The 20141-nt window shown below is 61.8% G+C and carries 17 protein-coding genes and 1 other RNA gene; 10 read left to right on the top strand and 8 right to left on the bottom strand.

Annotated elements, in window-relative coordinates; all coding sequences use genetic code 11:
* Positions 1 to 80 precede the first annotated feature (80 nt).
* The 3 genes from ettA to metF all read left to right on the top strand — a co-directional run bounded on the left by ettA (position 81) and on the right by metF (position 3822).
* Positions 81 to 1730, top strand: a complete 1650-nt coding sequence (gene ettA, locus AMK05_RS15210) for an energy-dependent translational throttle protein EttA (protein ID WP_049733663.1) — start codon at positions 81 to 83, stop codon at positions 1728 to 1730.
* A gap of 162 nt (positions 1731 to 1892) precedes the next feature.
* Positions 1893 to 2918 carry an ArsR/SmtB family transcription factor gene (locus AMK05_RS15205; RefSeq protein WP_064839736.1) on the top strand — a complete coding sequence of 342 codons (1026 nt, stop codon included), beginning with the start codon at positions 1893 to 1895 and terminating at the stop codon, positions 2916 to 2918.
* Position 2919: 1 nt separating this feature from the next.
* Positions 2920 to 3822, top strand: a complete 903-nt coding sequence (metF, locus tag AMK05_RS15200) for a methylenetetrahydrofolate reductase [NAD(P)H] (RefSeq protein WP_064839733.1) — start codon at positions 2920 to 2922, stop codon at positions 3820 to 3822.
* A 457-nt stretch (positions 3823 to 4279) separates the two neighbouring features.
* On the opposite strand, the gene AMK05_RS15195 is transcribed toward metF, so the two are convergent.
* The 5 genes from AMK05_RS15195 to AMK05_RS15175 all read right to left on the bottom strand — a co-directional run bounded on the left by AMK05_RS15195 (position 4280) and on the right by AMK05_RS15175 (position 9465).
* The gene (locus AMK05_RS15195; protein WP_064839731.1) at positions 4280 to 5185 is read right to left on the bottom strand and encodes a DMT family transporter; all 906 of its coding nucleotides are present in this window, start codon (positions 5183 to 5185) and stop codon (positions 4280 to 4282) included.
* A 131-nt stretch (positions 5186 to 5316) separates the two neighbouring features.
* Positions 5317 to 6543: a lytic murein transglycosylase gene (locus AMK05_RS15190; RefSeq protein WP_064839729.1), complete on the bottom strand. Its 1227-nt coding sequence runs from the start codon at positions 6541 to 6543 to the stop codon at positions 5317 to 5319.
* 81 nt (positions 6544 to 6624) lie between these two features.
* Positions 6625 to 7422, bottom strand: a complete 798-nt coding sequence (locus tag AMK05_RS15185) for a glycoside hydrolase family 25 protein (protein WP_064839727.1) — start codon at positions 7420 to 7422, stop codon at positions 6625 to 6627.
* A gap of 127 nt (positions 7423 to 7549) precedes the next feature.
* Positions 7550 to 8224 (bottom strand): class I SAM-dependent methyltransferase, encoded by a 675-nt coding sequence (locus AMK05_RS15180; RefSeq protein ID WP_064839725.1) that lies wholly within the window; start codon positions 8222 to 8224, stop codon positions 7550 to 7552.
* Complete coding sequence (locus tag AMK05_RS15175; protein ID WP_064839723.1) at positions 8221 to 9465, bottom strand: DUF3419 family protein; 1245 nt, start codon at positions 9463 to 9465, stop codon at positions 8221 to 8223. The genes AMK05_RS15180 and AMK05_RS15175 overlap by 4 nt, the downstream gene beginning before the upstream one ends.
* 190 nt (positions 9466 to 9655) lie before the next feature.
* Here AMK05_RS15175 and AMK05_RS15170 point away from each other — a divergent pair, with 190 nt between their 5' ends.
* A complete protein-coding gene (locus tag AMK05_RS15170) occupies positions 9656 to 11077 on the top strand; it encodes a serine hydrolase domain-containing protein (RefSeq protein WP_064839721.1) in 1422 nt (473 codons plus the stop codon).
* A 36-nt stretch (positions 11078 to 11113) separates the two neighbouring features.
* On the opposite strand, the gene AMK05_RS15165 is transcribed toward AMK05_RS15170, so the two are convergent.
* The 3 genes from AMK05_RS15165 to AMK05_RS15155 form a co-directional block, all read right to left on the bottom strand.
* A complete protein-coding gene (locus tag AMK05_RS15165) occupies positions 11114 to 12046 on the bottom strand; it encodes a lytic transglycosylase domain-containing protein (RefSeq protein WP_064839719.1) in 933 nt (310 codons plus the stop codon).
* Positions 12047 to 12514: 468 nt separating this feature from the next.
* The gene (locus AMK05_RS15160) at positions 12515 to 13150 is read right to left on the bottom strand and encodes a LysE family translocator (protein WP_064839717.1); all 636 of its coding nucleotides are present in this window, start codon (positions 13148 to 13150) and stop codon (positions 12515 to 12517) included.
* 57 nt (positions 13151 to 13207) lie between these two features.
* Positions 13208 to 14419 carry a pyrophosphate--fructose-6-phosphate 1-phosphotransferase gene (locus AMK05_RS15155; protein ID WP_064839715.1) on the bottom strand — a complete coding sequence of 404 codons (1212 nt, stop codon included), beginning with the start codon at positions 14417 to 14419 and terminating at the stop codon, positions 13208 to 13210.
* 457 nt (positions 14420 to 14876) lie between these two features.
* Between AMK05_RS15155 and AMK05_RS15150 the strand changes: the two genes are divergently transcribed.
* From AMK05_RS15150 to rnpB, 6 genes are all read left to right on the top strand, one after another.
* Complete coding sequence (locus tag AMK05_RS15150; protein ID WP_064839713.1) at positions 14877 to 15584, top strand: J domain-containing protein; 708 nt, start codon at positions 14877 to 14879, stop codon at positions 15582 to 15584.
* Positions 15581 to 16342: an N-acetylmuramoyl-L-alanine amidase gene (locus AMK05_RS15145; protein WP_064839711.1), complete on the top strand. Its 762-nt coding sequence runs from the start codon at positions 15581 to 15583 to the stop codon at positions 16340 to 16342. The genes AMK05_RS15150 and AMK05_RS15145 overlap by 4 nt, the downstream gene beginning before the upstream one ends.
* A gap of 261 nt (positions 16343 to 16603) precedes the next feature.
* Positions 16604 to 17224 (top strand): lytic transglycosylase domain-containing protein, encoded by a 621-nt coding sequence (locus tag AMK05_RS15140; protein WP_064839709.1) that lies wholly within the window; start codon positions 16604 to 16606, stop codon positions 17222 to 17224.
* An 82-nt stretch (positions 17225 to 17306) separates the two neighbouring features.
* Positions 17307 to 18491 carry an NAD(P)/FAD-dependent oxidoreductase gene (locus tag AMK05_RS15135; protein WP_064839708.1) on the top strand — a complete coding sequence of 395 codons (1185 nt, stop codon included), beginning with the start codon at positions 17307 to 17309 and terminating at the stop codon, positions 18489 to 18491.
* Between the two features lie 11 nt (positions 18492 to 18502).
* On the top strand, positions 18503 to 19678 hold the full coding sequence (locus tag AMK05_RS15130) for an NAD(P)/FAD-dependent oxidoreductase (RefSeq protein ID WP_064839706.1): 1176 nt from the start codon (positions 18503 to 18505) through the stop codon (positions 19676 to 19678).
* A 51-nt stretch (positions 19679 to 19729) separates the two neighbouring features.
* An RNA gene (gene rnpB, locus AMK05_RS15125) (RNase P RNA component class A) lies at positions 19730 to 20127 on the top strand.
* The last annotated feature ends 14 nt before the right edge of the window (positions 20128 to 20141 follow it).

Genomic DNA, 20141 nt, shown 5'->3' with positions numbered 1-20141 from the left:
CGGGTTTCGGCGTTGCCCGCAGGCGCTGTTTCGCCTACATAGCGGCACGATCGAAGTTTCCCGCCCGGAGCAGCGCAGTCATGGCACGTCAGTTCATCTATCATATGTCCGGCCTCAACAAGGCCTATGGCAACAAGAAGATCCTGGAGAACATCCACCTTTCCTTCTACCCGGATGCCAAGATCGGTATTCTCGGGCCGAACGGCGCCGGTAAATCCACTGTGCTGCGCATCATCGCCGGCCAGGACAAGGAGTATACCGGCGAAGCCTGGCTCGCCGAGGGTGCCACGGTCGGTTATCTCGAACAGGAGCCGCACATCGATCCCAACAAGACGGTGTTCGAAAACGTCATGGAAGGCGTTGCCAAGAAGACGGCGGTGCTCGAGCGCTACAATGAACTGATGATGAACTATTCCGACGAGACGGCGGAAGAGGGAGCGAAGCTTCAAGACATCATCGACAGCCAGAACCTCTGGGATCTGGAAAGCCAGGTCGAGATGGCGATGGAAGCGCTGCGCTGCCCGCCGCGCGATGCCGATGTCACCAGCCTGTCCGGTGGCGAGCGCCGCCGTATTGCGCTCTGCCGCCTGCTGCTTTCGCAGCCGGACCTGCTGCTGCTCGACGAACCGACCAACCATCTCGACGCCGAGACGATTGCCTGGCTCGAAAAGCATCTGCGCGATTATCCGGGCGCCGTGATGATGATCACCCACGATCGCTACTTCCTGGACAACGTCACCGGCTGGATCCTTGAACTCGACCGCGGCCGCGGCATTCCCTACGAAGGCAATTATTCGGCCTACCTGCTCGCCAAGGCCAAGCGCATGCAGCAGGAAAACCGGGAAGAGGCAGGCCGCCAGAAGGCGATCAGCCGCGAACAGGAATGGATCGCCTCCAGCCCGAAGGCGCGTCAGGCCAAATCCAAGGCGCGTATCAAGTCCTACGAACAGCTGGTGGAGGCGGCCGAAAAGCAGCGCCCTGGCGACGCCCAGATCATCATCCCGGTCAGCGAGCGGCTCGGCCAGGTGGTCATCGAGATGGAAGGCATCACCAAGGGCTTCGAAGGCCGCACGCTGATCAACGACCTGTCGATCAAGCTGCCGCCGGGTGGCATCGTCGGCATCATCGGCCCGAACGGCGCCGGCAAGACGACGCTGTTCCGCATGATCACCGGCCAGGAAAAGCCTGATGCAGGATCGGTCCGCATCGGCGAGACGGTCCATCTCGGTTATGTCGACCAGAGCCGCGATGCGCTTGACGGCAGCAAGACCGTCTGGGAGGAAATCTCGGGCGGCGCCGAAGTCATCAAGCTCGGCAAGTTCGATATGAACTCCCGCGCCTATTGCGGCGCCTTCAACTTCAAGGGCGGCGATCAGCAGCAGAAGGTCGGCAACCTCTCCGGCGGCCAGCGCAACCGCGTTCACCTTGCCAAGATGCTGAAGGCAGGCGGCAACGTTCTGCTGCTCGACGAACCGACCAACGACCTCGATACGGAAACCTTGGGTGCGCTCGAAAGCGCGCTTGAGGCATTTGCCGGATGCGCCATCATCATCAGCCACGATCGCATGTTCCTCGACCGCCTAGCGACGCATATCCTGGCTTTCGAAGGCGAAGGCCATGTCGAATGGTTCGAAGGCAACTTCGAGGATTATGAGCAGGACAAGGTTCGCCGCCTAGGTCCCGATGCCCTCAACCCGGGCAGCCAGGCCCATAAGCGCCTGACACGCTGATCGCAGCCGTTTTTTGCGGTCGAGAAGCCCCGGTTCTACCGGGGTTTTTTCACATCTGCCTTGTCGCAATTTGAGCAGGCAATTTCGCTCGCGTGCGAATTGCCGCTTGTCACCGTCATCCAAATCACATAAAGATATCTTTATATCTTGATTGGATCGAAGATGAGCGAACCCTTGAAGCTTGGACTGGATGCGCTGGTGGACGTCATGAAGGCGGCCGGCGAGCCCACGCGCCTGCGTCTTCTGGCGCTTCTTGACGGCGGCGACCTGACGGTGACCGATCTTACCGAAATTCTCGGCCAATCCCAGCCCCGCATCTCCCGCCACCTGAAGCTGCTCGGTGAGGCCGAACTGATCGAACGCTATCAGGAAGGCGCCTGGGCCTATTTCCGCCTCAAGCAGGACGGAAAGGCGGCCATGCTCGTGCGGGCATTGCTGAAGCATGTCTCCGAGAACGATCCGACCGTGCTTCGCGACGGCGAGCGGTTGTCGCAGGTCAAGCGCCAGAGGGCTGAGCGGGCACAGGCCTATTTCAGCCGCAACGCGGCTGAGTGGGACGAGCTTCGCCGCCTGCACGCGGCCGACGAAGAGGTCGATGCCGCCGTCATCCGGCTGCTCGGCAACCAGCCGATCGATTCGCTGCTCGATCTCGGCACCGGCACCGGCCGCATTCTCGAGCTTCTTTCCGGGCTTTACCGCCGGGCGATCGGTGTCGATGCCAGCCGCGACATGCTGAGCGTGGCGCGCGCCAATCTCGACAAATCCCGCATCACCAAGGCGACCGTCCGCCATGCCGATATCCTGAACCTGCCGTTCGAAGGCCAGGATTTCGACCTGGTGACGATCCACCAGGTGCTGCATTTCTTCGATCAGCCGGAGATTGCGATCACCGAGGCGGCGCGCATGCTCCGGCCGGGCGGTCGGCTCGTGGTCATCGACCTTGCGCCGCATGCGCTCGAATATCTCCGCGACGAGCATGCGCATGTCCGTCTCGGCTTCTCGCACCAGGCGATATCCGACTGGCTGCACAGGGCCGGGCTCGACGTCGAGCAGGTCGTCGATCTTCATCCGGGGCAGCAAAGCGGGCAGGGATTGACGGTCACCGTCTGGCTCGCGCGCGACCCGAGGCGCCTGATGGCTTCGCAACTAAGCGAAGGCGCCGAACCTACATTTGCCGGGAGAGTATGACATGGCTTTGAATAACGAGGCACGCGGCCGCAACATCGGGATTTCCTTCGAATTCTTCCCGCCGAAATCGGAGGAGATGGAAGGTCAGCTGTGGGATGCTGTCAGCAAGCTGCAGGACTGGGACCCGGATTTCGTCTCGGTGACCTATGGTGCCGGCGGCACCACCAAGGCGCCGACGCTGACCGCCGTCACGCGTTTCCTGTCTCAGACGCCGCTCGCCACCGCTTCGCACCTGACCTGCGTCGGCGCGACGAAGGAAGAGACGCACCAGATGATCGAGACGTTCCGCAAGGTCGGCGTCACGCATTTCGTGGCGCTGCGCGGCGATGCGCCCGGCGGCGCCGGCGCCCCCTATCAGCCGCATCCCGGCGGCTATGCCAATGCGGCCGAGCTGGTGGCCGGCCTCAAGTCGGTCGGCAATTTTGAGATTTCGGTTTCCGCCTATCCGGAAAAACACCCGGAAAGCCGCGATACGGCCGCCGATATCGACATGTTGAAGCGCAAGGCGGATAACGGCGCCGACCGGGCGCTGACACAGTTCTTCTTCGACAACGACAATTTCGAACGCTACCTGGAGAAGGTGCGCGCTGCCGGGATCTCGATCCCGGTTGTGCCCGGCATCATGCCGATCCAGAACCTGACGCAGCTGAAGCGTTTCGCCGGCGCCTGCGGCACGATCATCCCGGCCTTCCTCGATGAACGCTTCGCCGGCTTCGACGACAAGCCCGAGGAGCGGGCGAAGGTCGCCGCCGATGTCGCCGCCGAACAGATCGAGGATCTCGTCCGGCGCGGCATCAATGAGTTCCATCTCTACACGATGAACCGCGCGCCGCTGGTTTCCGCCGTGCTCGACAATCTCGGCTTTTCCCGCCGGGCGGCAAAAAGTGCGGGCGCGGCCGCCTGATCCATACGGTTTGAAAAGGTGAAAAAGCGCATGTCGGGCGGGACATGCGCTTTTTCATTGGCGGATTGATCAGGGGAGTTCAGGTGCTACCAGTCATTCCGCTTTCATCGGCCGGCTCAGATGAAGAGCATGGACAAGACGAAAGCAAACGCTGCACTGACCAACAGAACATTCAAGGATTGCGTGAGTCCCATGTCTGTCTCCTCGCGTTAACCGGTCGATAATATGTCCGAAATATGTCGGTTGGAAAGCGAATTCTATGCTGCGCTGCAGAAGAGCGCCGTCAACAAGTCGAGGAGCCTGTCGGCAAGCCGTTGAAACTAATCGATTATATTCAATAATTTTTTGTTCACAGATTTTAACATGCCGTTAAATCCGGCGATTGCGGGTTTACCTATGCGCCGAAAACATGGCGAACTGGCAAGCGGTTGAAAACACGCGGAATTCGCAACTGAGATCAGGTGGTCTTCACCAGCCGGCGATAGGCGCGGCCGTCGAGAATGACGAGGCCGAAACCGATCACCGCCATGCCGGCGAATTCGCCGGATGTGAGCCTCTCGCCGAGGAAAAGCACACCGAGAAGGATGGCGCTCGGCGGCACCAGCAAGGTGACGAGCGAGGCGTTGGTCGCACCTGCCGCCGCCATAATCCGAAAATAGAGGATATAGGCGAAGGCGGTCGATACCAGCGCCAGCGCGAACACGGCGGCGAGAATATCGACCGGCGGCATCGGAAGCGTCCAGGGACGATCGGCCAGCAGCGACAGCGGCAGAGTTATCAGCGCGGATGCCGTCAACTGGCCGGCCGCGGTGACCGGTGCCGGAACATCCTTGAACCGCTTGCCGTAGGTGGCGGCAAAGCCATAGGAGACGGCGGCAAGCACGGGAAGCAGCAGAGCCCAGAGCGGCGCTTCGCCGCCAGCTGCCAGGCCGGGGCCGATCAGCACGATCGTTCCGGCGAGGCCGACCACGCAGCCGGCGATCTTTGCCGAGGACAGCTTCTCATCAGATGTGAAGTAGTTGGCAATCAGCACCGTCCAGATCGGCGTCGTCGCGTTCAGGATCGCGGCAAGGCCGGCGCCGATGCGGGTCTGGCCGAAAAAAATCAACGCATGCGGCAGAGCATTGTTGATCAGCCCGAGGATCAGGAATTCGCGCCAGCGGGCTTTGAGGATCGAATAGACGTCGAAGCGGCCGGCGATATAGACGTGCAGGGCCAGCGCGGCGAGCAGCAGCCGGAGGAAGACAAGGGTCAACGGCGGCACGTGCTGGACGGCAATGCGGGCAAAGAAGAAGGAGCCTCCCCAGATCAGCCCGAGCAGGAGCAGCAGGGCCCAGGTCCAGGCATTCATTCTGCTGTCCATACCGGTTTCTCCACCGTAAGCCGCTCGGTTGCCAAAAGCCGGCACCAGCTTTCAGGCTCATGCTTAGCGCAGACGGCGGACCGCGCCACCCGTTTCTTGCGAAGCGGGTGGCGGTAAGGTGCAGGCGGCGATCAGAGAGCGTTGAGAAGGGCAGGCGTCGCCCAGCCGTCGGCCGGCATGCCGAGGCGCTGCTGCTCCTTCTGGATCGCGACACGCGTGCCGGAGCCGAGGATGCCGTCGATCTCGCCGACATCGTGGCCGAGCGACTGCAATTTGGTCTGCAGCGTCTTCATCTGGTCGTTAGCGAGGCCCTGTTCCGGCACGCCCTTGAGATAGGTCGGGGCGCCGGAAAGCCGGGTTCCGAAATAGGCGGCTGAAGTCGTGTAGATGAACGACTTGTTCCATTCGAGATAGATCTTGAAATTCGGGTAGGCGATGAAGGCCGGTCCCATGCGGCCCTGCGGCAGCACCAGATCGCCTTCCAGGTTGCCGAAGGCAGTGTTGCCGTCGCGCGGCTTGACGCCGAGCGCGAACCATTCGCCTGCCGTCATCGTGCCGCCGAGGCCGGATTTCTCCCAGGGCAGGTTATCGGGCAGGGTGACTTCCTGCAGCCAAGGCTGGCCGCGCTCGAAGCCGAGATGCTGGATGAATTTCGCCGCCGTCAGGATGGCGTCCGGGCCGCTCTGCTTCAGGCGGACATGGCCGTCGCCGTCGCCGTCCATGCCGTAGGCGATGATGTCGCGCGGCAGCATCTGTACCTGGCCGATCTCGCCGGCCCAGGCGCCGGTATTGGTGGCGGGGTCGAGATCGCCGTGCTGGACCATCTCGATGAGCGCGATCAGCTGCGGGCGGAAGAGTTCCGGCCGGCGGCAGTCATGCGACAGCGTCACCAGGGCGTTGCGGGTGTTGAAATCGCCCTGGACGGCGCCGAAATCGGTTTCCATCGCCCAGAAGGCTGTGATGACGCCGGCGGGAACGCCGAATTCCTGTTCGGCGCGGGCAAAGACGTCGGCATATTGCTTCATCTTCTGGCGGCCGATATCGAGGCGGGCCTGGCTGACGGTGCGCTGCGAGAATTCAAGGAAGGTCTGCTTGAAGACGCCCTGGGCCCGATCCCGGCTCAGAACCTTGGGGTCGATCTCGGCGCCTGCAAGGGCGGAGTCGGCGGCTGCCGCGCTTGCGCCGGCGGCAACTGCATCCTTCTTGACGCCTTCAAGAAAGGCGGACAGATCGCCGCCGCAGGGTGCTGCCGGGGCAGCAGGGTCGGCTGCAGGCGCCTGCTGGGCGGCTGCGCCGCCGGCAAGGGCGAGGGCAAACAGAAGGGCGAGTGCAGAGCGGCTTGCGAGCGAGCGGTGCATGGATGCGGTCCTTATATCAAATGGATGTCCGTCGCTTTCCCAGAGGAATGTGACGGAAGCAAGAAACATTGAAAGACGTTACTAAGAATTTCTATCCTTGGAAACGGCCGCGACCCAATTGTTCCAGTTCTTTGCACTGCCGGCAAAGACGTTGATATCGGTCGGTCCCTTGATGCCGGGGATAACACCGGTCGAGGTATATTGCCAGAAGGCCCAACGGCGGTCGGAATAGGTCACTTCTGGGTGTTTCGCCACCGAGCGGACCCAGAAATGATAATCTTGGAAGTAGCCGGCGAGATTGTCGCGGTGGAAATCGACCGAAGTGTAGATGATCGGGCGTTTGCCGTAATAAGCCTCCAGCCGGTCCATGAAACGCTGCATTTCGGAACGTACCGTTTCCGGGCCGGGCCGATAGCGACAGGTCTTCGATTCGGCGTTCCATTCGACGTCGAGCACCGGCGGCAGGCGCATGGCCTCCTTCGGCACGTTGCGGATGAACCAGTCGGCCTGTTCGTCGGCCGAAGAGCAGAAATAATAGAAATGATAGGGCGCGTGCGGGATGCCGGCGTTGCGGGCTTCCCGCCAGTATTCGTCGAAACGGGGATCGACCCTATCCTTGCCTTCCGTCGCCTTGATGAAGGCGAAGGCGACGCCGGAGCTTCTCACCGTGCTCCAATCGATATCGCCCTGCCACTTGGAAATGTCGATGCCGTGAATCGCGTTCTGCTGCGGATGTTTCGGGCCGAAATCCTGCGGATCGGTGTCCTGGAAGCGCGTCTTCGGCTTTATCGACGCGGTTTCGAGATAGTCATGACCGGAGGAGGAGCAGCCGGCCAGCAGGATGGCCAAAGGCAGAACGCAAAACAAAAGCCGGCGCATGGGTATCCCGTCGTGAACCGAATGATCTCTTTGCCCCACAGCCTGACCTTCGAGAAAAACGAGTCCAGCAGAGGAATAACCCTCTTTTCACCATATCAACGTAAAAAATCGGTTAGTTTCAAGCGAATTATGAGCGCTTGCTGATAATGGCAGCCCGCCAGGCATAGCCGCCGCCGATGGTGTCGAACAGCAATCTCGCGTTATTTTCATGGGCTTGCGCTTCCAGCACTTCGCGCAGATCGGGCCGCGGGGCGACGTGGAATTTTGCAAGCCATGACTGCAGCATGCGGCGGAACCAGCGGGGCAGGTCTTCTTGTTGACCGAAATCGACGATGTGCAGCTGGCCGCCGGGGTTGAGTGCGGCGATCGATGCATCGACGGCGCGCTCCCAATCCGGGATCATCGACAGGGCATAGGAGATCAGGATGCGGTCGAAGCCGCTGATGCCGAATTCGCGCGGGGTGAAGGCGGTGGCATCGGCGACGCGGAATTCCGGGATCGTTGCCTTGGTCGCGAAGGCCTTGCGCGCCGAGATCAGCATTTCCTGGGAAATGTCGAGCCCAAACAGCTTCACAGTCGGGAAATGCCTGTGGGCGAAAGCCATGTTGCGCCCGGTGCCGCAGCCGACTTCGAGCAGGGTGCCGCGCTCGGGCACGTCGAGTTTGCGGATCGTGCTGTCGCGGCCGAGGAGATAATATTTGCGGGTGAGGTCGTAGATATGGCGCTGGTAGCGGTACATGCCATCCATCAGGCTGGCATGTTCGCCGCTCATTCCTGCCGTGTCGGTGCCGGCCTTGCTCACGCCTTCTTCCCGTAAATGTGGAAGCCGCCATAGATCGCCGAGCGATCGAGCGCGGTCAGTTCACGCGACTTCTCTTCGAAGTAATCCCACTGGTCGCGGATCGAGGGCGACAGGCGGCCTTCGATGATGCTCTTTTCGGCGGCGGTGCGGAAGATCGCGCGGGCGCCGTCGCGTGCCGTGCGGGTGATTTCCCGCCAGACGTCGTTCAGCTGCTCATCCGTCATCCAGTCCTGCGCGTCGAGCAGGATGAAGCGGTCGCGCGAGGCGGCCGGCTCGCGGGCCAGAAGCTCGGTGAAGCTTGCATGATGGACGTTGACGCGGTCGACATTGGCGCGGATCACCTCGTAGTGTTCCGACTTCAGATAAGTCGGCAGCGGGCCTTCCTCTTCCGTGCCGTAGCGGCGGCCGAAGGCCTGCCAGGCGAAATAATTGTCGCGCATCGGGAAATGACAGGCGAGTTTTTCCAGGCGGTGCTTCAGCACCGGTGCGATCGAATGATCGGCGGCAAGGCTTGCAAGTTCGTCATATTGCTGCGGCGGAATGCCGAGGCCGAAGAGCGAACTCTTGCGGCCGGTGATCCAGCGAACGACCGGCTTTTCGAATAGCGGCGCGATCTGCTCTTCGAAGAACTGGCGCTGCTCGCGAATCGAGCGGGTCTTGGTCATCTCGCGCAGCTTGACGCCATGCAGGCGGGCAAGAAGATGGGCCGCGCCGATGAAGCGGCCGAGCAGGCCGGTTTCATAGATGTTGCGGTCGAAGACGGTGACGCGGCGGCGGCCGAATTTGCGGCCGTTCCAATAGCTGCGCGTCGCGTCGTCGAGCTTGGCGGCAAGATGCCGGTCGTAGGCGCGGCTGTTCGACTTCTCATTCGGCATCGCCAGGAACCGGACGAGATCGGCATGATCCGGCAGATGCTTGAAGGCGGCAAGCTTCAGGCGGTTCAGCGCGATATGGTGCGGGTTGAGATCGACGACGTCGATCGAGGCCGGCGCCTTGGAGAGATAGGCGAGCATGTTGCAGCCGCCGGAGCCGATGGTGACGATGCGGTGGTTCGGCTTCAGCTCCATCGCCTGCATGTCGAGATCTGGATCCTCCCAGATCTGCGGGTAGACGAGGCCGGAGAAGAGGAGGCCGAAGAGACGCTCGGAGAAACCTTCCTTCGAAAAAGCCTTGTGGCGGAGAAGGGCGTCCTTGAGTTTCCGGTTCTTGCGGAAGCCGGCATCCGGTGCAAATTCTGACATGAGTCTGTCACCTTTTTAGCGTTCAGGGCGTGTAGCGCGCCACTGCTACAGTTTGATGACGCGGGCTGTGGGCGCCGTTCTCGGAAGGCTTCGGCATCAATGAAGAGTGATCGAAATGGTGCGCCTACTTCGCGCCGGCCCCTTTCCGACAGGTGCGATTCCTGCTTCTCTCCCGGCATGGAGGAATGCCATGCGATTTGTGCTGCGTGTCCTGAAGGCGCTTGCTCTCCTTGTGGTTCTCATCATCGCTGCCGGGACCGGCTGGCTCTTCGCCTGGCCGCCGGAGCTCTTGCGCGTCGGGGACGGCTACGCTGCCAAGATCGTCTGCTCCAATGTCTTCGTCGCCGGCCGGGATGCCGACGATGTGTTGCATGACGACGTCCAGGCGCCGGGAAATCCGCTGCTGAGGCTGGTGCGCGTCCGTGTCGAGCGTGACAGCGGCCGGGTGACGGCGCGCTTCATGGGGCTGTTCGCATCGAGTTATGCGCTCTATCGCGGCGCTCTCGGATGCACCAGCGTGCCGGACGGCAATTTCGAGGCGGCGATCGCGGTGCCGTTCGATCCGCCGGCCAAGATGCAGGCGAATGACGCGGTGTGGCCGCAAGGCGAGGGCACCGACAATCAGCCGGACGCGAAGATCGCCGCGGTGCTGGCCGATGCCCGATTTGCCGGTCCGGCCATGCGGGCGATCGTGGTGGTGCGCGACGGCCGTATCGTCGCCGAAGCCTATGGTCCCGGATTTTCGTCGAAGACGCCACTGATCGGCTGGTCGATGACGAAGACGGTGAACGCGGCCATCCTCGGCCGGCTGATGCTCGACGGCAAGATCTCGTTCGACGACGATCACTTGATGGCACAGTGGAAGGATGATCAGCGTGCGAGGATCAAGGTTTCCGACCTGCTCGGCATGGAGAGCGGCCTTGCCTTCAATGAGGATTACGGCAGCGTCGCCGATGTGACGCGTATGCTCTATCTCGATCCAGACATGGTCTCGCTGCCGGCCAATGCGCCGATGGAGGCGGCACCCGGGCAGCGGTTCCGCTATTCGAGCGGCACGGCGGCGCTCTTGTCACGCATTTGGATGGACAGGGTCGGTAATGCGCAGGCAGCCTTTTCCTATCCGCATGACGCGCTCTTCTCCCCGCTCGGCATGACCAGCGCCGTCCTCGAACTCGACGCGCGCGGCACCTTTGCCGGAAGCTCCTATCTCTATGCGACCGCGCATGACTGGGTGCGTTTCGGACAGTTCCTGCTGCAGGATGGCGTCTGGAATGGCCGGCGGCTGTTGCCGGAGGGGTTCGTCGGCGCGATGCGCACGCCGACTGCGGCATCGAACGGCCGGTATACGCAAGGCCAGGCGTGGCTCGCGCCCGGCGGCTCGAGTGCTGCATTCGGGCTGCCGGAGGACACATTCTGGCTGACGGGGCATGACGGGCAAAGCATGGCGATCGTGCCGTCTGCCAATCTCGTCGTCGTCCGGCTTGGCCTGACGCCGGGCTGGCTCGGTTATCAGCCGCAGACGCTTCTCAAGGCAGTTCTGGCGGCGTCGCCGCAATCGGGCATGCCGCAACAGCAGGCCGGATCAGAACGGCAGGTCCAGCCGCGGCCATAGGCCGAAGCATTGAAGCCGTTTTTCTGGGGGGAGTTGTCAGTAATTGCCCTGGGCGACGTCATTCATGCCCTTGCGCTTGGCATCATAATAATAGCCGCGCGCATAGAGGCGGACGGCATCGTCTTCCTTGCTGTCGGAGACGAGCCAGGCGCCGCGCAGATATTTCGCGGCATATTTGATGTTGGTCTCGGCATCGAAGAGACCGCCCGGGGCGCCGTCATAGCCCATTGATTTGGCGGTGTTGTACTTGATCTGCATGAGGCCGAAATAGCCGCGCTTGTTGTAGGCCTTCGGATTGTAGCGGCTCTCGCGGTGGACGATGCGGTGGAGCAGCGTCTCCGGAATTTCGTAGAGTTTCGAATATTTCTGAATGAGCTTGGTGACGAAGCTCTTTTCGACGGTCGGCGCATCGTCCTTGTCGTCGTCGCTGAACATCGGCGGCGCCGTCGGCGGATCAATCGGCCCGGATTCATCGAAGCCGTAATCCATGCTGGCACGCGGCGTCGTGTCGACTGCGGCAAGTGCCGCAAGCGCGCCGTTCTGCGGTGTCGCGGCAAAGGCAAGCTGCGTTGCCGGTTGTGCCGGCGCTCCAGGACGCGGCGTCGGCACCACGGACTGGATCGCCGTCATCTCGGGTGTCAGCGGGATCTGCGCGTAGGCTGCCGGCTGCATGGTGAGATCGGCAGGCTGGGAGGCGGTCACGGTCGGCATCGCCGTCGCGGTCAGGGCAGGGGATGCCGGGGCAAGGGTAGCGCCGGCGACTGCCTGAGCGGCCGTGCCTTCGGCTGTCGGGACCGCGGCAAGCGTGGCGTCTTCACCGGGTTTCGGCATCGGCACCACGGTCTGAGCAGCTGTCAGTTCGGCCTGGGAGGTGTATTCGACGCTTGCGCAGCCGGTCATCACGCCACAGCAGAGCACCGTAGAAACGACAAGACTGCGTTTCAGCCCGGACAATCCGATCGCTACCATTCCGTCACTTTCGTGAAATCGCGCCGCCCCGGCAGCGTTATAAAAGTTACTAAAAAGCTTAAACCTGACGACCCCATTAACCTATTCGTGACATTCCGGCAACCACGGAATATTTTTAGAGCCTTTCCCGGTCAGATTGCAGCATTCTGTTGGCTCAAACGGAGCCGGATGGTCGACCGGCCGGCGCGCGTCGTAGCCCAGATCTACGGCCAAGCCGGCCGGTCGATCAGCCGGCCCGTTTCAGCCAACCCTCGCGCAGATTTGCCAGGCAAATCTGCAAGACTTGGGAATCGCCGGACGCACTGATCGCTTCGCCGTGGCGAAGCGGTGCGGCCGGTGGGCCGGGCATCTCTAGCCAGGATCAGAGGCGATCGGCTCGGACGTACCAGGGGTATGCCCATCGCCGATCGCCTCTGCCCCGACGAAAACCTGCTCCGGCAGAATGCTGCAATCTGACCGGGAAAGGCTCTAAGCCGCAATACGGCGATACCCTGCGGTTACGGCGCCTGCCGCGATCAGCAGGGTTCCGCCGGTGCGGTTTACGGCGCGCTGGACGCTCGCCTTGCGAATCAGTCCGCGCGCGGTATGGGCGAGAAATGCGTAAGTGGAGGCGTTGAGGATCGCCAGCACGAGGAAGGTCGCTTCCATGATCGCCATCTGGCCGAGGAAGGGCAGGGCCGGGTTGAGGAACTGCGGCACGAAGGCGACGAAGAAGATAATGCTCTTCGGATTGAGGGCGGTGACGACATAGGCGTGGAGGAAGATCTTGAGCGATTTCTCCTCCGGAAGATTGTCGTTGTCGGCAACCGGTTCGCCGATGACGGGCGCCCGCCAAAGCTTGATTCCCAGCCAGATCAGGTAGGCGCCGCCGATCCACTTCAGCACGGTGAAGAGGGTGGCGGAGGCGGCGAGGACGGCGCCGAGACCGAAGAGAGACGCCGTCATCGCGGTGAAGTCACCAAGCGCCACGCCGCTCACCGTCGCAAACGCAGTCCTGCGTCCATGACCGAGCGCATAGGAAACGACGAGCAGTATCGTCGGTCCCGGTATGGCCAGCATGATGGCGGATGCGGCCGCAAAAGCGAGCCAAGCTTCAAGTGACATGGTGTCTCCTCCTATTCCTCAGGAACAAGCAAAGACATCATATTAACCATCCGTCAATCACGCTTCTTTGTATTTCTGGCCTATATTGTCCATGACTTCGGCAAACCATGCCGTCGACAGGTCAAAAGCCTTGCCGCCCTTGATGCGTGGGAATTCTATAGTGCGCAATTTACCGTTTTGCGCTTCATCGTGGCCGGTGACGCCGGAGACTTTATTGAGGGCGCTTTCGACGGCGAGATCGACCATGCTCTGGATCAGCCGGAGATCGTCGCCGTTGGCGGGCGCCGAGCGGGCGAAGTAGCCCGATTTCTGCACGAGCGAACGTTCGGCGTTCAACAGGCTGGCGAACTGCTTCTGGAACCAGGCGCCGACATTGATCGTGTCGATCTTCACATGGCCGAAGGCGTCGCGCTTGACCGTCTCGCCGGCGGCTTCGCGCTCCGCGACGATGGCGTCGAGGCAGGCGCCTTCGGAGACGAAGACCGTGGCGTGGCCGTTGCGGTCCATGCTCTCCTTCAGGCGGGCGGCCTCGGCGTCGAGGTCGAAGGCCATCTCGGGCAGGTAGACGGCGTCGATGCTCTTCAGATGCGCGTCCATCATCAGGCCGTCGACATACTGGTTGCGGCTGGTGCGCTGGAGATAGGCGCGGGCGGTGGCGGCCGTCAGCCAGCCGCAATGGCGGCCCATGACCTCGTGGATGACGAGGGTGCGGGGGGCGGCCGTCTGTTCGTTGCCGACATTGTCGAAGAAATGCGCGCCGACTTCGGCGGCCGTCCAGGCGCCGAGCGACTGGCGGATCGGCACGACGTCGTTGTCGACGGTCTTCGGCAGGCCGACGACGGTCAGGTTGTAACCGTTGGCGGCAAGATAGGCGGCAAGGTCGGCAGCGGTGGTGTTGGTGTCGTCGCCGCCGATCGTATGGAGAATGGTGATGCCGTCATTGGCAAGACGTTCGGCGGCCACTCGCAGCGGGTTGTCGCCTTCCTTGACCAGGCCGCGCTTGACGCAGTCGGCGGCATTGGTGAGCTTGACGCGGCTGTTGCCGATCGGCGAGCCGCCATAACGATGCAGCAGCGGCGCCTTTTCGCGCATCTCGCGGGTGATCGCGATGCAGTCGCCGAGCAATACGCCCTGGTAGCCGGACTTGTAGGCGACGATATCGAGGTCGGGGGCGATATCGCTGTAGCGTTCGATGAGGCCGCCGACGGCGGAGGAAAGACAGGGCGCCAGGCCTCCGGCGGTCAGCATTGCGACTTTCTGCTTGGCCATGATCCCTCCTATGGCGTTTCGGTGCGGCGGTGTCAGCTATCGGCGCCGCATCGAATTCGATTCAAGCGACGCGCTTAGCTCATTGTTTTCATGCATGTCGTCATCCCGGACCCGCTGCACACTTCCGAGCGACATGTATGAGCGCATGGATGCGGCAGGGAAAGGAGCCTGTAAAGTAAAGAATTTACGAAAACGCGCCTTTCTGCCGCGTGGCGACCGGAACAGCAGATATAATCGTTTCAAGCCCGTTCTGACTGTCGACAACTCTTGTGGAAATTGCCGGCGAGCGCGGTGCGGGGCGCAGGTGCCGGGCGCCAGAGGGCCATATGCTGCGGTGCGACAATTACCAAATCGTGAAAACTGTGTTCGGCCCTACGACCAATAGTCGCCTTGCAAAGGCTACGATTCTTTGGTCAAGCTGTTTGTATATAAGTTGACAAGCGTGCGAGAGATTTCGATGTCCTTCTGGGAAAAACTGTTGAATGCCATTGGCAATACCGCGGGCAATGCGCTGTCTGCGGTGGTCGAGGCTATCCGAACGGTTTTCGAAGGGGATCCCGAGACCCGGCGCAAGGTGGCTTTCTCCGTGGCGATCATCGCGCTGTCGGCCAAGATCGCCAAGGCCGACGGCATCGTCAGCGAGAAGGAGGTCGAAGCCTTCCGCGAAATCTTCGAATTCCCGCAGGACCAGGCAAAGAACGTCGCCAGACTTTACAACCTCGCACGCCAGGACGTGGCCGGCTACGAAGCCTATGCCGAACGGCTCTCGACGCTCTGCATCACCTGCGCGGCCAATTGCACGGTGCTGGAAGATGTGCTCGACGGTCTCTTCCATATTGCCAAGGCCGATGGGCTGATCCACGAGAAGGAACTGAATTTCCTCAGCCATATAGCCGAGATCTTCCAGATGAGCGAGACTCGCTTCGAGCAGATCGCCGCCCGTCACGTCTCCACAGGCGGCGATCCCTACAAGGTGCTCGGCGTGTTGCCCTCGGACGATTTCCCGACCATCCGCCGCCGCTATCATGGCCTCGTCAGCGAACACCATCCCGACCGGCTGATCTCGCGCGGCGTGCCGAAGGAGTTCCACGTCATCGCCAATGAGCGCATGGCGGCGCTGAACGCGGCCTATGCGGCGATCGAGAAGGAACGCCGCGCCGCATGACCTCTTTCGAGGCCGACTGCGGGAGCGCCCGCGTGCAGCCTTCGCCGAACCATGGCGAGCGCGCGGACGGGCGCCGTCCAGACATGATCCTGCTGCACTATACCGGCATGCCGACGGCCGATGGCGCGCTCGACTGGCTCTGTCGCGCCGAGAGCCAGGTCTCCAGCCATTATTTCGTGCATGAGAACGGCGAGGTGGTGCAGCTGGTGCCGGAGGTGCGGCGGGCCTGGCACGCGGGAAAGAGCAGCTGGCACGGCGTGACGGATATCAATTCGCTGTCGATCGGCATCGAGATCGCCAATGCCGGCCATCCCGGCGGACTTCCCGATTACCCTAAAGAGCAGATCGCCGCGGTGATCGAATTGTGTCGCGACTGTGTCAAACGTTGGTCGATCGCGCCGGAACGGATCCTCGGGCACTCCGATGTCGCCCCGATTCGCAAGGTCGATCCGGGTGAGAAATTCCCCTGGGGCGAACTCCACAGGGCGGGCATCGGGCACTGGGTCGAGCCGGCAACGATCACCGGCGGGCGCTTCTTCCAGCGAGGCGACGCCGGCCAACCTGTGGAAGCGCTGCAGTCGATGCTGTCGCTTTATGGTTATGGAACTGAAATCACAGGAAAATTCTCGGAAAAAATGGCTGGTGACGTCGAAGCTTTCCAGCGGCATTTTCGGCCCGAACGAATAGATGGCATCGCCGATTTCTCGACGATCGACACGTTGCACCGGCTACTGTCGGCTTTGCCGCGTTATTCCTGATTCCTCGACAATTGCTGAAACGCCGAATTTCGCACTGCAGAGCGAAATTCGACCTGCCACATCATTTCCCTATTATCTCCTCATTACGATGGTTTAAGAACGTCGCCAAGCGGTTCTCGGGCTTGTTTTTGAGTTAAACCGCGGGCGCTATGTGAAATGATAAGAATTACCGCGAATGAAGATCGCTCATTGATCTGATATTCATTGTGACAGCGAGGCGCGCCGTCCGGAAATTCTTTGGGTCGGAGTGTTCAAGACTACATGAGAAAACTGATTGTTGTTGCTGCAACATGCGTTGGCATGCTGCTGGCCGGAAATAGCTTTGCCTTTGCGAATGACTGGGGTGTGCGAGCCGATGCGCCGGTGAAGAAAGCCGAGCGTCCGTCGAAGAAGACAGAGCGTCCGTTGAACAAAGCGGAGCGTTCGGTCAAGCCGGCGAAGCATCCGCTCAAAACGGCGGAACGCCCGCTGAAGACGGTCGAGCGCCAGAGCGGCTATTCCGTCGCCAATGTTTCCGGCAATTCCTATTCCGCACTGATCAGCAAATATGCGAACCAATATAATGTACCGGTTGCGCTTGCGACCGCGGTCATCCGCATCGAAAGCAATTTCAATCCGAATGCGCGCGGCAGCCACGGTGAAATCGGCCTGATGCAGATAAAGCCTGCAACTGCCCGCATGATGGGCTATTCCGGCAGCGCCAAGGGCCTGTTCGATCCGGAAACCAACATCAAGTACGGCATGAAATATCTGGCTGCCGCCCATGATCTCGGTGGTGGCGAGACCTGCAACACCATCCTCAAATACAATGCCGGCCATGGCGCCACGCGCATGAACCCGGTGTCCAAGTCCTATTGCGGCAAGGTTCTGGCAATGCTCTGAGCGCTGAAGCGCTTATCCCTGATAAGATCTAAATGATTCAAGATGACTGCCATGGTATCGCTGGAATTCAGCGAGGTGGGATATGGCAGTCGATTTCAGGTTCATCATCATCGGACGCGGCATGATGGGTGCCGCCGCCGCCCGGCATCTCTCCGCGATGGCCGACGGCATCGCGCTGATCGGCCCATGCGAGCCGGCTGAACGCAAAGCTCATGATGGCGTCTTCGCCAGCCATTACGACGAAGCGCGTATCACCCGCACCTTCGACGGCAATCTGGCCTGGGGAACCTTCGCCGCCCGCGCGCTCGACCGCTACCGTGAGATCGAGGCAAGGAGCGGCATTTCCTTCTTTTCGGAAGTCGGCTGCCTCTTTGCAGCGCCTGACAAGAGCGAGCAGGACTATATCGATCGGGCGCTGACCGTCAGCCGGACGCTCGGCAGCGACATCGAGACCATCGCATCGTCGGACCTTTCGCGGCGCTTTCCCTATCTTGCCGTCGATGCAGACTTCAGCGGCTATTTTGAACGCAAACGCGCCGGCCATATCAACCCGCGGTCGCTCGTGCGCGCCCAGGCCAAGCTTGCCGAACAGGGCGGCGTTACGCTGATCGAGGCAACCGCAACGTCCGTGCGCGACGCCGGCTCCCATGTCGAGGTGACGGCCGGTGGCCGAAGCTACAGTGCCGAGCGCGTGCTGGTCGCTGCCGGCGGTTTCAGCAATTTCAATGCCCTGCTGCCGCGTCCCGTCGATACCAGGGTGATGGCGCGCACGGTCGCTTTCTACGAGATCGGAGAGCGCGAGATGGCGATCTTCGGCGATACGCCGTCGACGATCGTGCTCGGCGAGCGGGAGGAAGACCACATCTATATCCTGCCCCCGGTGCGTTATCCCGACGGCAAGACTTATCTGAAACTCGGCGGCGATACCGAGATGCTGTCTTTCGGAGCGCTGGAGGATGTCGGCGCGTGGTTCCGTTCCGATGGCAGCGTGGCTGAACGCGAGCATCTCTCGCGCGTTGCCCTCACGTTGATGCCGGCGCTTGCCGGCTGCCCGGTCACCTCGGGGCCTTGCGTGGCGAATTTCACGCCGACCGGTTATCCCTATGCCGGATTTACGCAGTCGCCGCGCATCGCGGTGCTCACCGGCGGCAATTTCGTCGCAGCCAAATCCTCCGACGAACTCGGACGGCTGGGCGCCGTGCTTCTGACCGAAGGTGAACTCGGCGACCAGGATTTCGGCGGCGAGCTGACGCCGGTCTTTGCCTGAAAGGGAGCATCATGGCAGTCGATTTCAAATATATCGTCGTCGGCCGCGGGCTGATGGGGGCGGCGGCGGCGCGGCATCTGGCCCGCCAGGCGGACGGCGTGGCGGTGATCGGCCCCGACGAGCCTGATGATCGCAAGGCGCATCAGGGCGTCTTCGCCAGCCATTACGACGAGGGGCGGATCACCCGCACCATCGATCCCGACCGCAACTGGGCGCTGCTCGCCAACCGCGCGATCGGCCGGTACCGCGAGATTGCCCGCGACAGCGGCATCGACTTCTATCGCGAGGTCGGCTGCGTGGTCGTCGCGCCGGATGGAAGCGATTATCTGGAGAGGACCCGGCAGGCGGCCGTCTCGCTCGGCGTCGAGACCCGCCGTCTCGATGAGGCCGGGCTGAAAGCCGCCTTTCCATACTTCGCTTTTCCCGATGACGCCGCCGGCATCTTCGAGGCGAAGGGGGCCGGCCACATCAGTCCGCGCAGCCTGGTCAAGGCACAGTCGCTGCTGGCGGAAAAGGCGGGTGCTGCCGTCATTCGCGACCATGCCGTCTCGATCCGCAGCGAGGGCGGATCGGCTGTCGTCGAGACAGCCGGCGGCCGGCGCTATCGCGGTGAGAAGGTGATGCTGGCTGCGGGCGGATTTTCCATTGCGAAGAATCTGTTGCCGCGTCCGGTTGCCATGACAGTTTATGGCCGGACGGTAACGCTTTTCGAGGTGAGCGAGACCGATGCGCTGCGTCTTGCGGCCATGCCGTCGCTCATTCTCGATGTGCCTGGCATCCATATCTATCTGCTGCCGCCGATCCGTTATCCCGACGGCAAATTCTACCTGAAGATCGGCGGCGATCCCGACGATCTGGTGCTCGGCGACGAGGTCGCGATGCGCGCCTGGTTCAAAACCGAGGGACGCGAGATCGTGCGCACATATCTCAACCGTATCGTCGAAGGGCTCGTGCCCGATATGGCGCCGCTGTCGATTTCCACGGCCGCCTGCGTCGTGTCGCAGACGGAAAGCGGCCATCCGATGATCGGCTACACTTCATCGCCGGAAATTGCGGTGCTGACGGGCTGCGCCGGCACCTCTGCCAAGAGCTCGGACGAAATCGGCCGGCTCGGAGCCGAGCTGCTTTTGTCGGGCAGAATCAGCGAACAGGGCTATTCCACGGAATTCACACCGCAATTTCGCTAGGCCCATCGTTTTTGATGGCAATTGCCATCTCTCTCGTTTATGGGAGCCCTGCCAGTTGGCTGGGCAGCCGCGCTTTACCAATGCCGAAAGGCGGTAGGGTGAGGAAAGTCCGGGCTCCACGGAAACACGGTGCCGGATAACGTCCGGCGAGGGCGACCTCAGGGAAAGTGCCACAGAAAGCAAACCGCCTGTCATGACAGGTAAGGGTGAAAGGGTGGGGTAAGAGCCCACCGCATCTCCGGCAACGGAAATGGCACGGTAAACCCCACCGGGAGCAAGACCGAATAGGGATGACGTGGCGGGCCGAAAGGCCTTCCGGCCGGTTTCCAGGCCAGTCATCCGGGTGGGTTGCGCGAGGCAGCGTGCGAACGCTGTCCCAGACGAATGGCTGCCACGTTCCGGCTCACGCCGGTGCCATACAGAACCCGGCTTACAGGCCAACTGGCGATTAACTCTTGTGGCG

Origin of the sequence: Rhizobium sp. N324, from assembly GCF_001664485.1 — a bacterium.
Classification (GTDB): domain Bacteria; phylum Pseudomonadota; class Alphaproteobacteria; order Rhizobiales; family Rhizobiaceae; genus Rhizobium.
This window is presented reverse-complemented; position numbering and strand designations above follow the sequence as displayed.

Bases quoted from the DNA above. Each gene is read 5' to 3' on its own strand.
- ettA (WP_049733663.1), top strand. From the start codon at position 81: ATGGCACGTCAGTTCATCTATCATATGTCCGGCCTCAACAAGGCCTAT.
- AMK05_RS15205 (WP_064839736.1), top strand. From the start codon at position 1,893: ATGAGCGAACCCTTGAAGCTTGGACTGGATGCGCTGGTGGACGTCATG.
- metF (WP_064839733.1), top strand. From the start codon at position 2,920: ATGGCTTTGAATAACGAGGCACGCGGCCGCAACATCGGGATTTCCTTC.
- AMK05_RS15195 (WP_064839731.1), bottom strand. From the start codon at position 5,185: ATGGACAGCAGAATGAATGCCTGGACCTGGGCCCTGCTGCTCCTGCTC.
- AMK05_RS15190 (WP_064839729.1), bottom strand. From the start codon at position 6,543: ATGCACCGCTCGCTCGCAAGCCGCTCTGCACTCGCCCTTCTGTTTGCC.
- AMK05_RS15185 (WP_064839727.1), bottom strand. From the start codon at position 7,422: ATGCGCCGGCTTTTGTTTTGCGTTCTGCCTTTGGCCATCCTGCTGGCC.
- AMK05_RS15175 (WP_064839723.1), bottom strand. From the start codon at position 9,465: ATGTCAGAATTTGCACCGGATGCCGGCTTCCGCAAGAACCGGAAACTC.
- AMK05_RS15170 (WP_064839721.1), top strand. From the start codon at position 9,656: ATGCGATTTGTGCTGCGTGTCCTGAAGGCGCTTGCTCTCCTTGTGGTT.
- AMK05_RS15165 (WP_064839719.1), bottom strand. From the start codon at position 12,046: ATGGTAGCGATCGGATTGTCCGGGCTGAAACGCAGTCTTGTCGTTTCT.
- AMK05_RS15160 (WP_064839717.1), bottom strand. From the start codon at position 13,150: ATGTCACTTGAAGCTTGGCTCGCTTTTGCGGCCGCATCCGCCATCATG.
- AMK05_RS15155 (WP_064839715.1), bottom strand. From the start codon at position 14,419: ATGGCCAAGCAGAAAGTCGCAATGCTGACCGCCGGAGGCCTGGCGCCC.
- AMK05_RS15150 (WP_064839713.1), top strand. From the start codon at position 14,877: ATGTCCTTCTGGGAAAAACTGTTGAATGCCATTGGCAATACCGCGGGC.
- AMK05_RS15145 (WP_064839711.1), top strand. From the start codon at position 15,581: ATGACCTCTTTCGAGGCCGACTGCGGGAGCGCCCGCGTGCAGCCTTCG.
- AMK05_RS15140 (WP_064839709.1), top strand. From the start codon at position 16,604: ATGAGAAAACTGATTGTTGTTGCTGCAACATGCGTTGGCATGCTGCTG.
- AMK05_RS15135 (WP_064839708.1), top strand. From the start codon at position 17,307: ATGGCAGTCGATTTCAGGTTCATCATCATCGGACGCGGCATGATGGGT.
- AMK05_RS15130 (WP_064839706.1), top strand. From the start codon at position 18,503: ATGGCAGTCGATTTCAAATATATCGTCGTCGGCCGCGGGCTGATGGGG.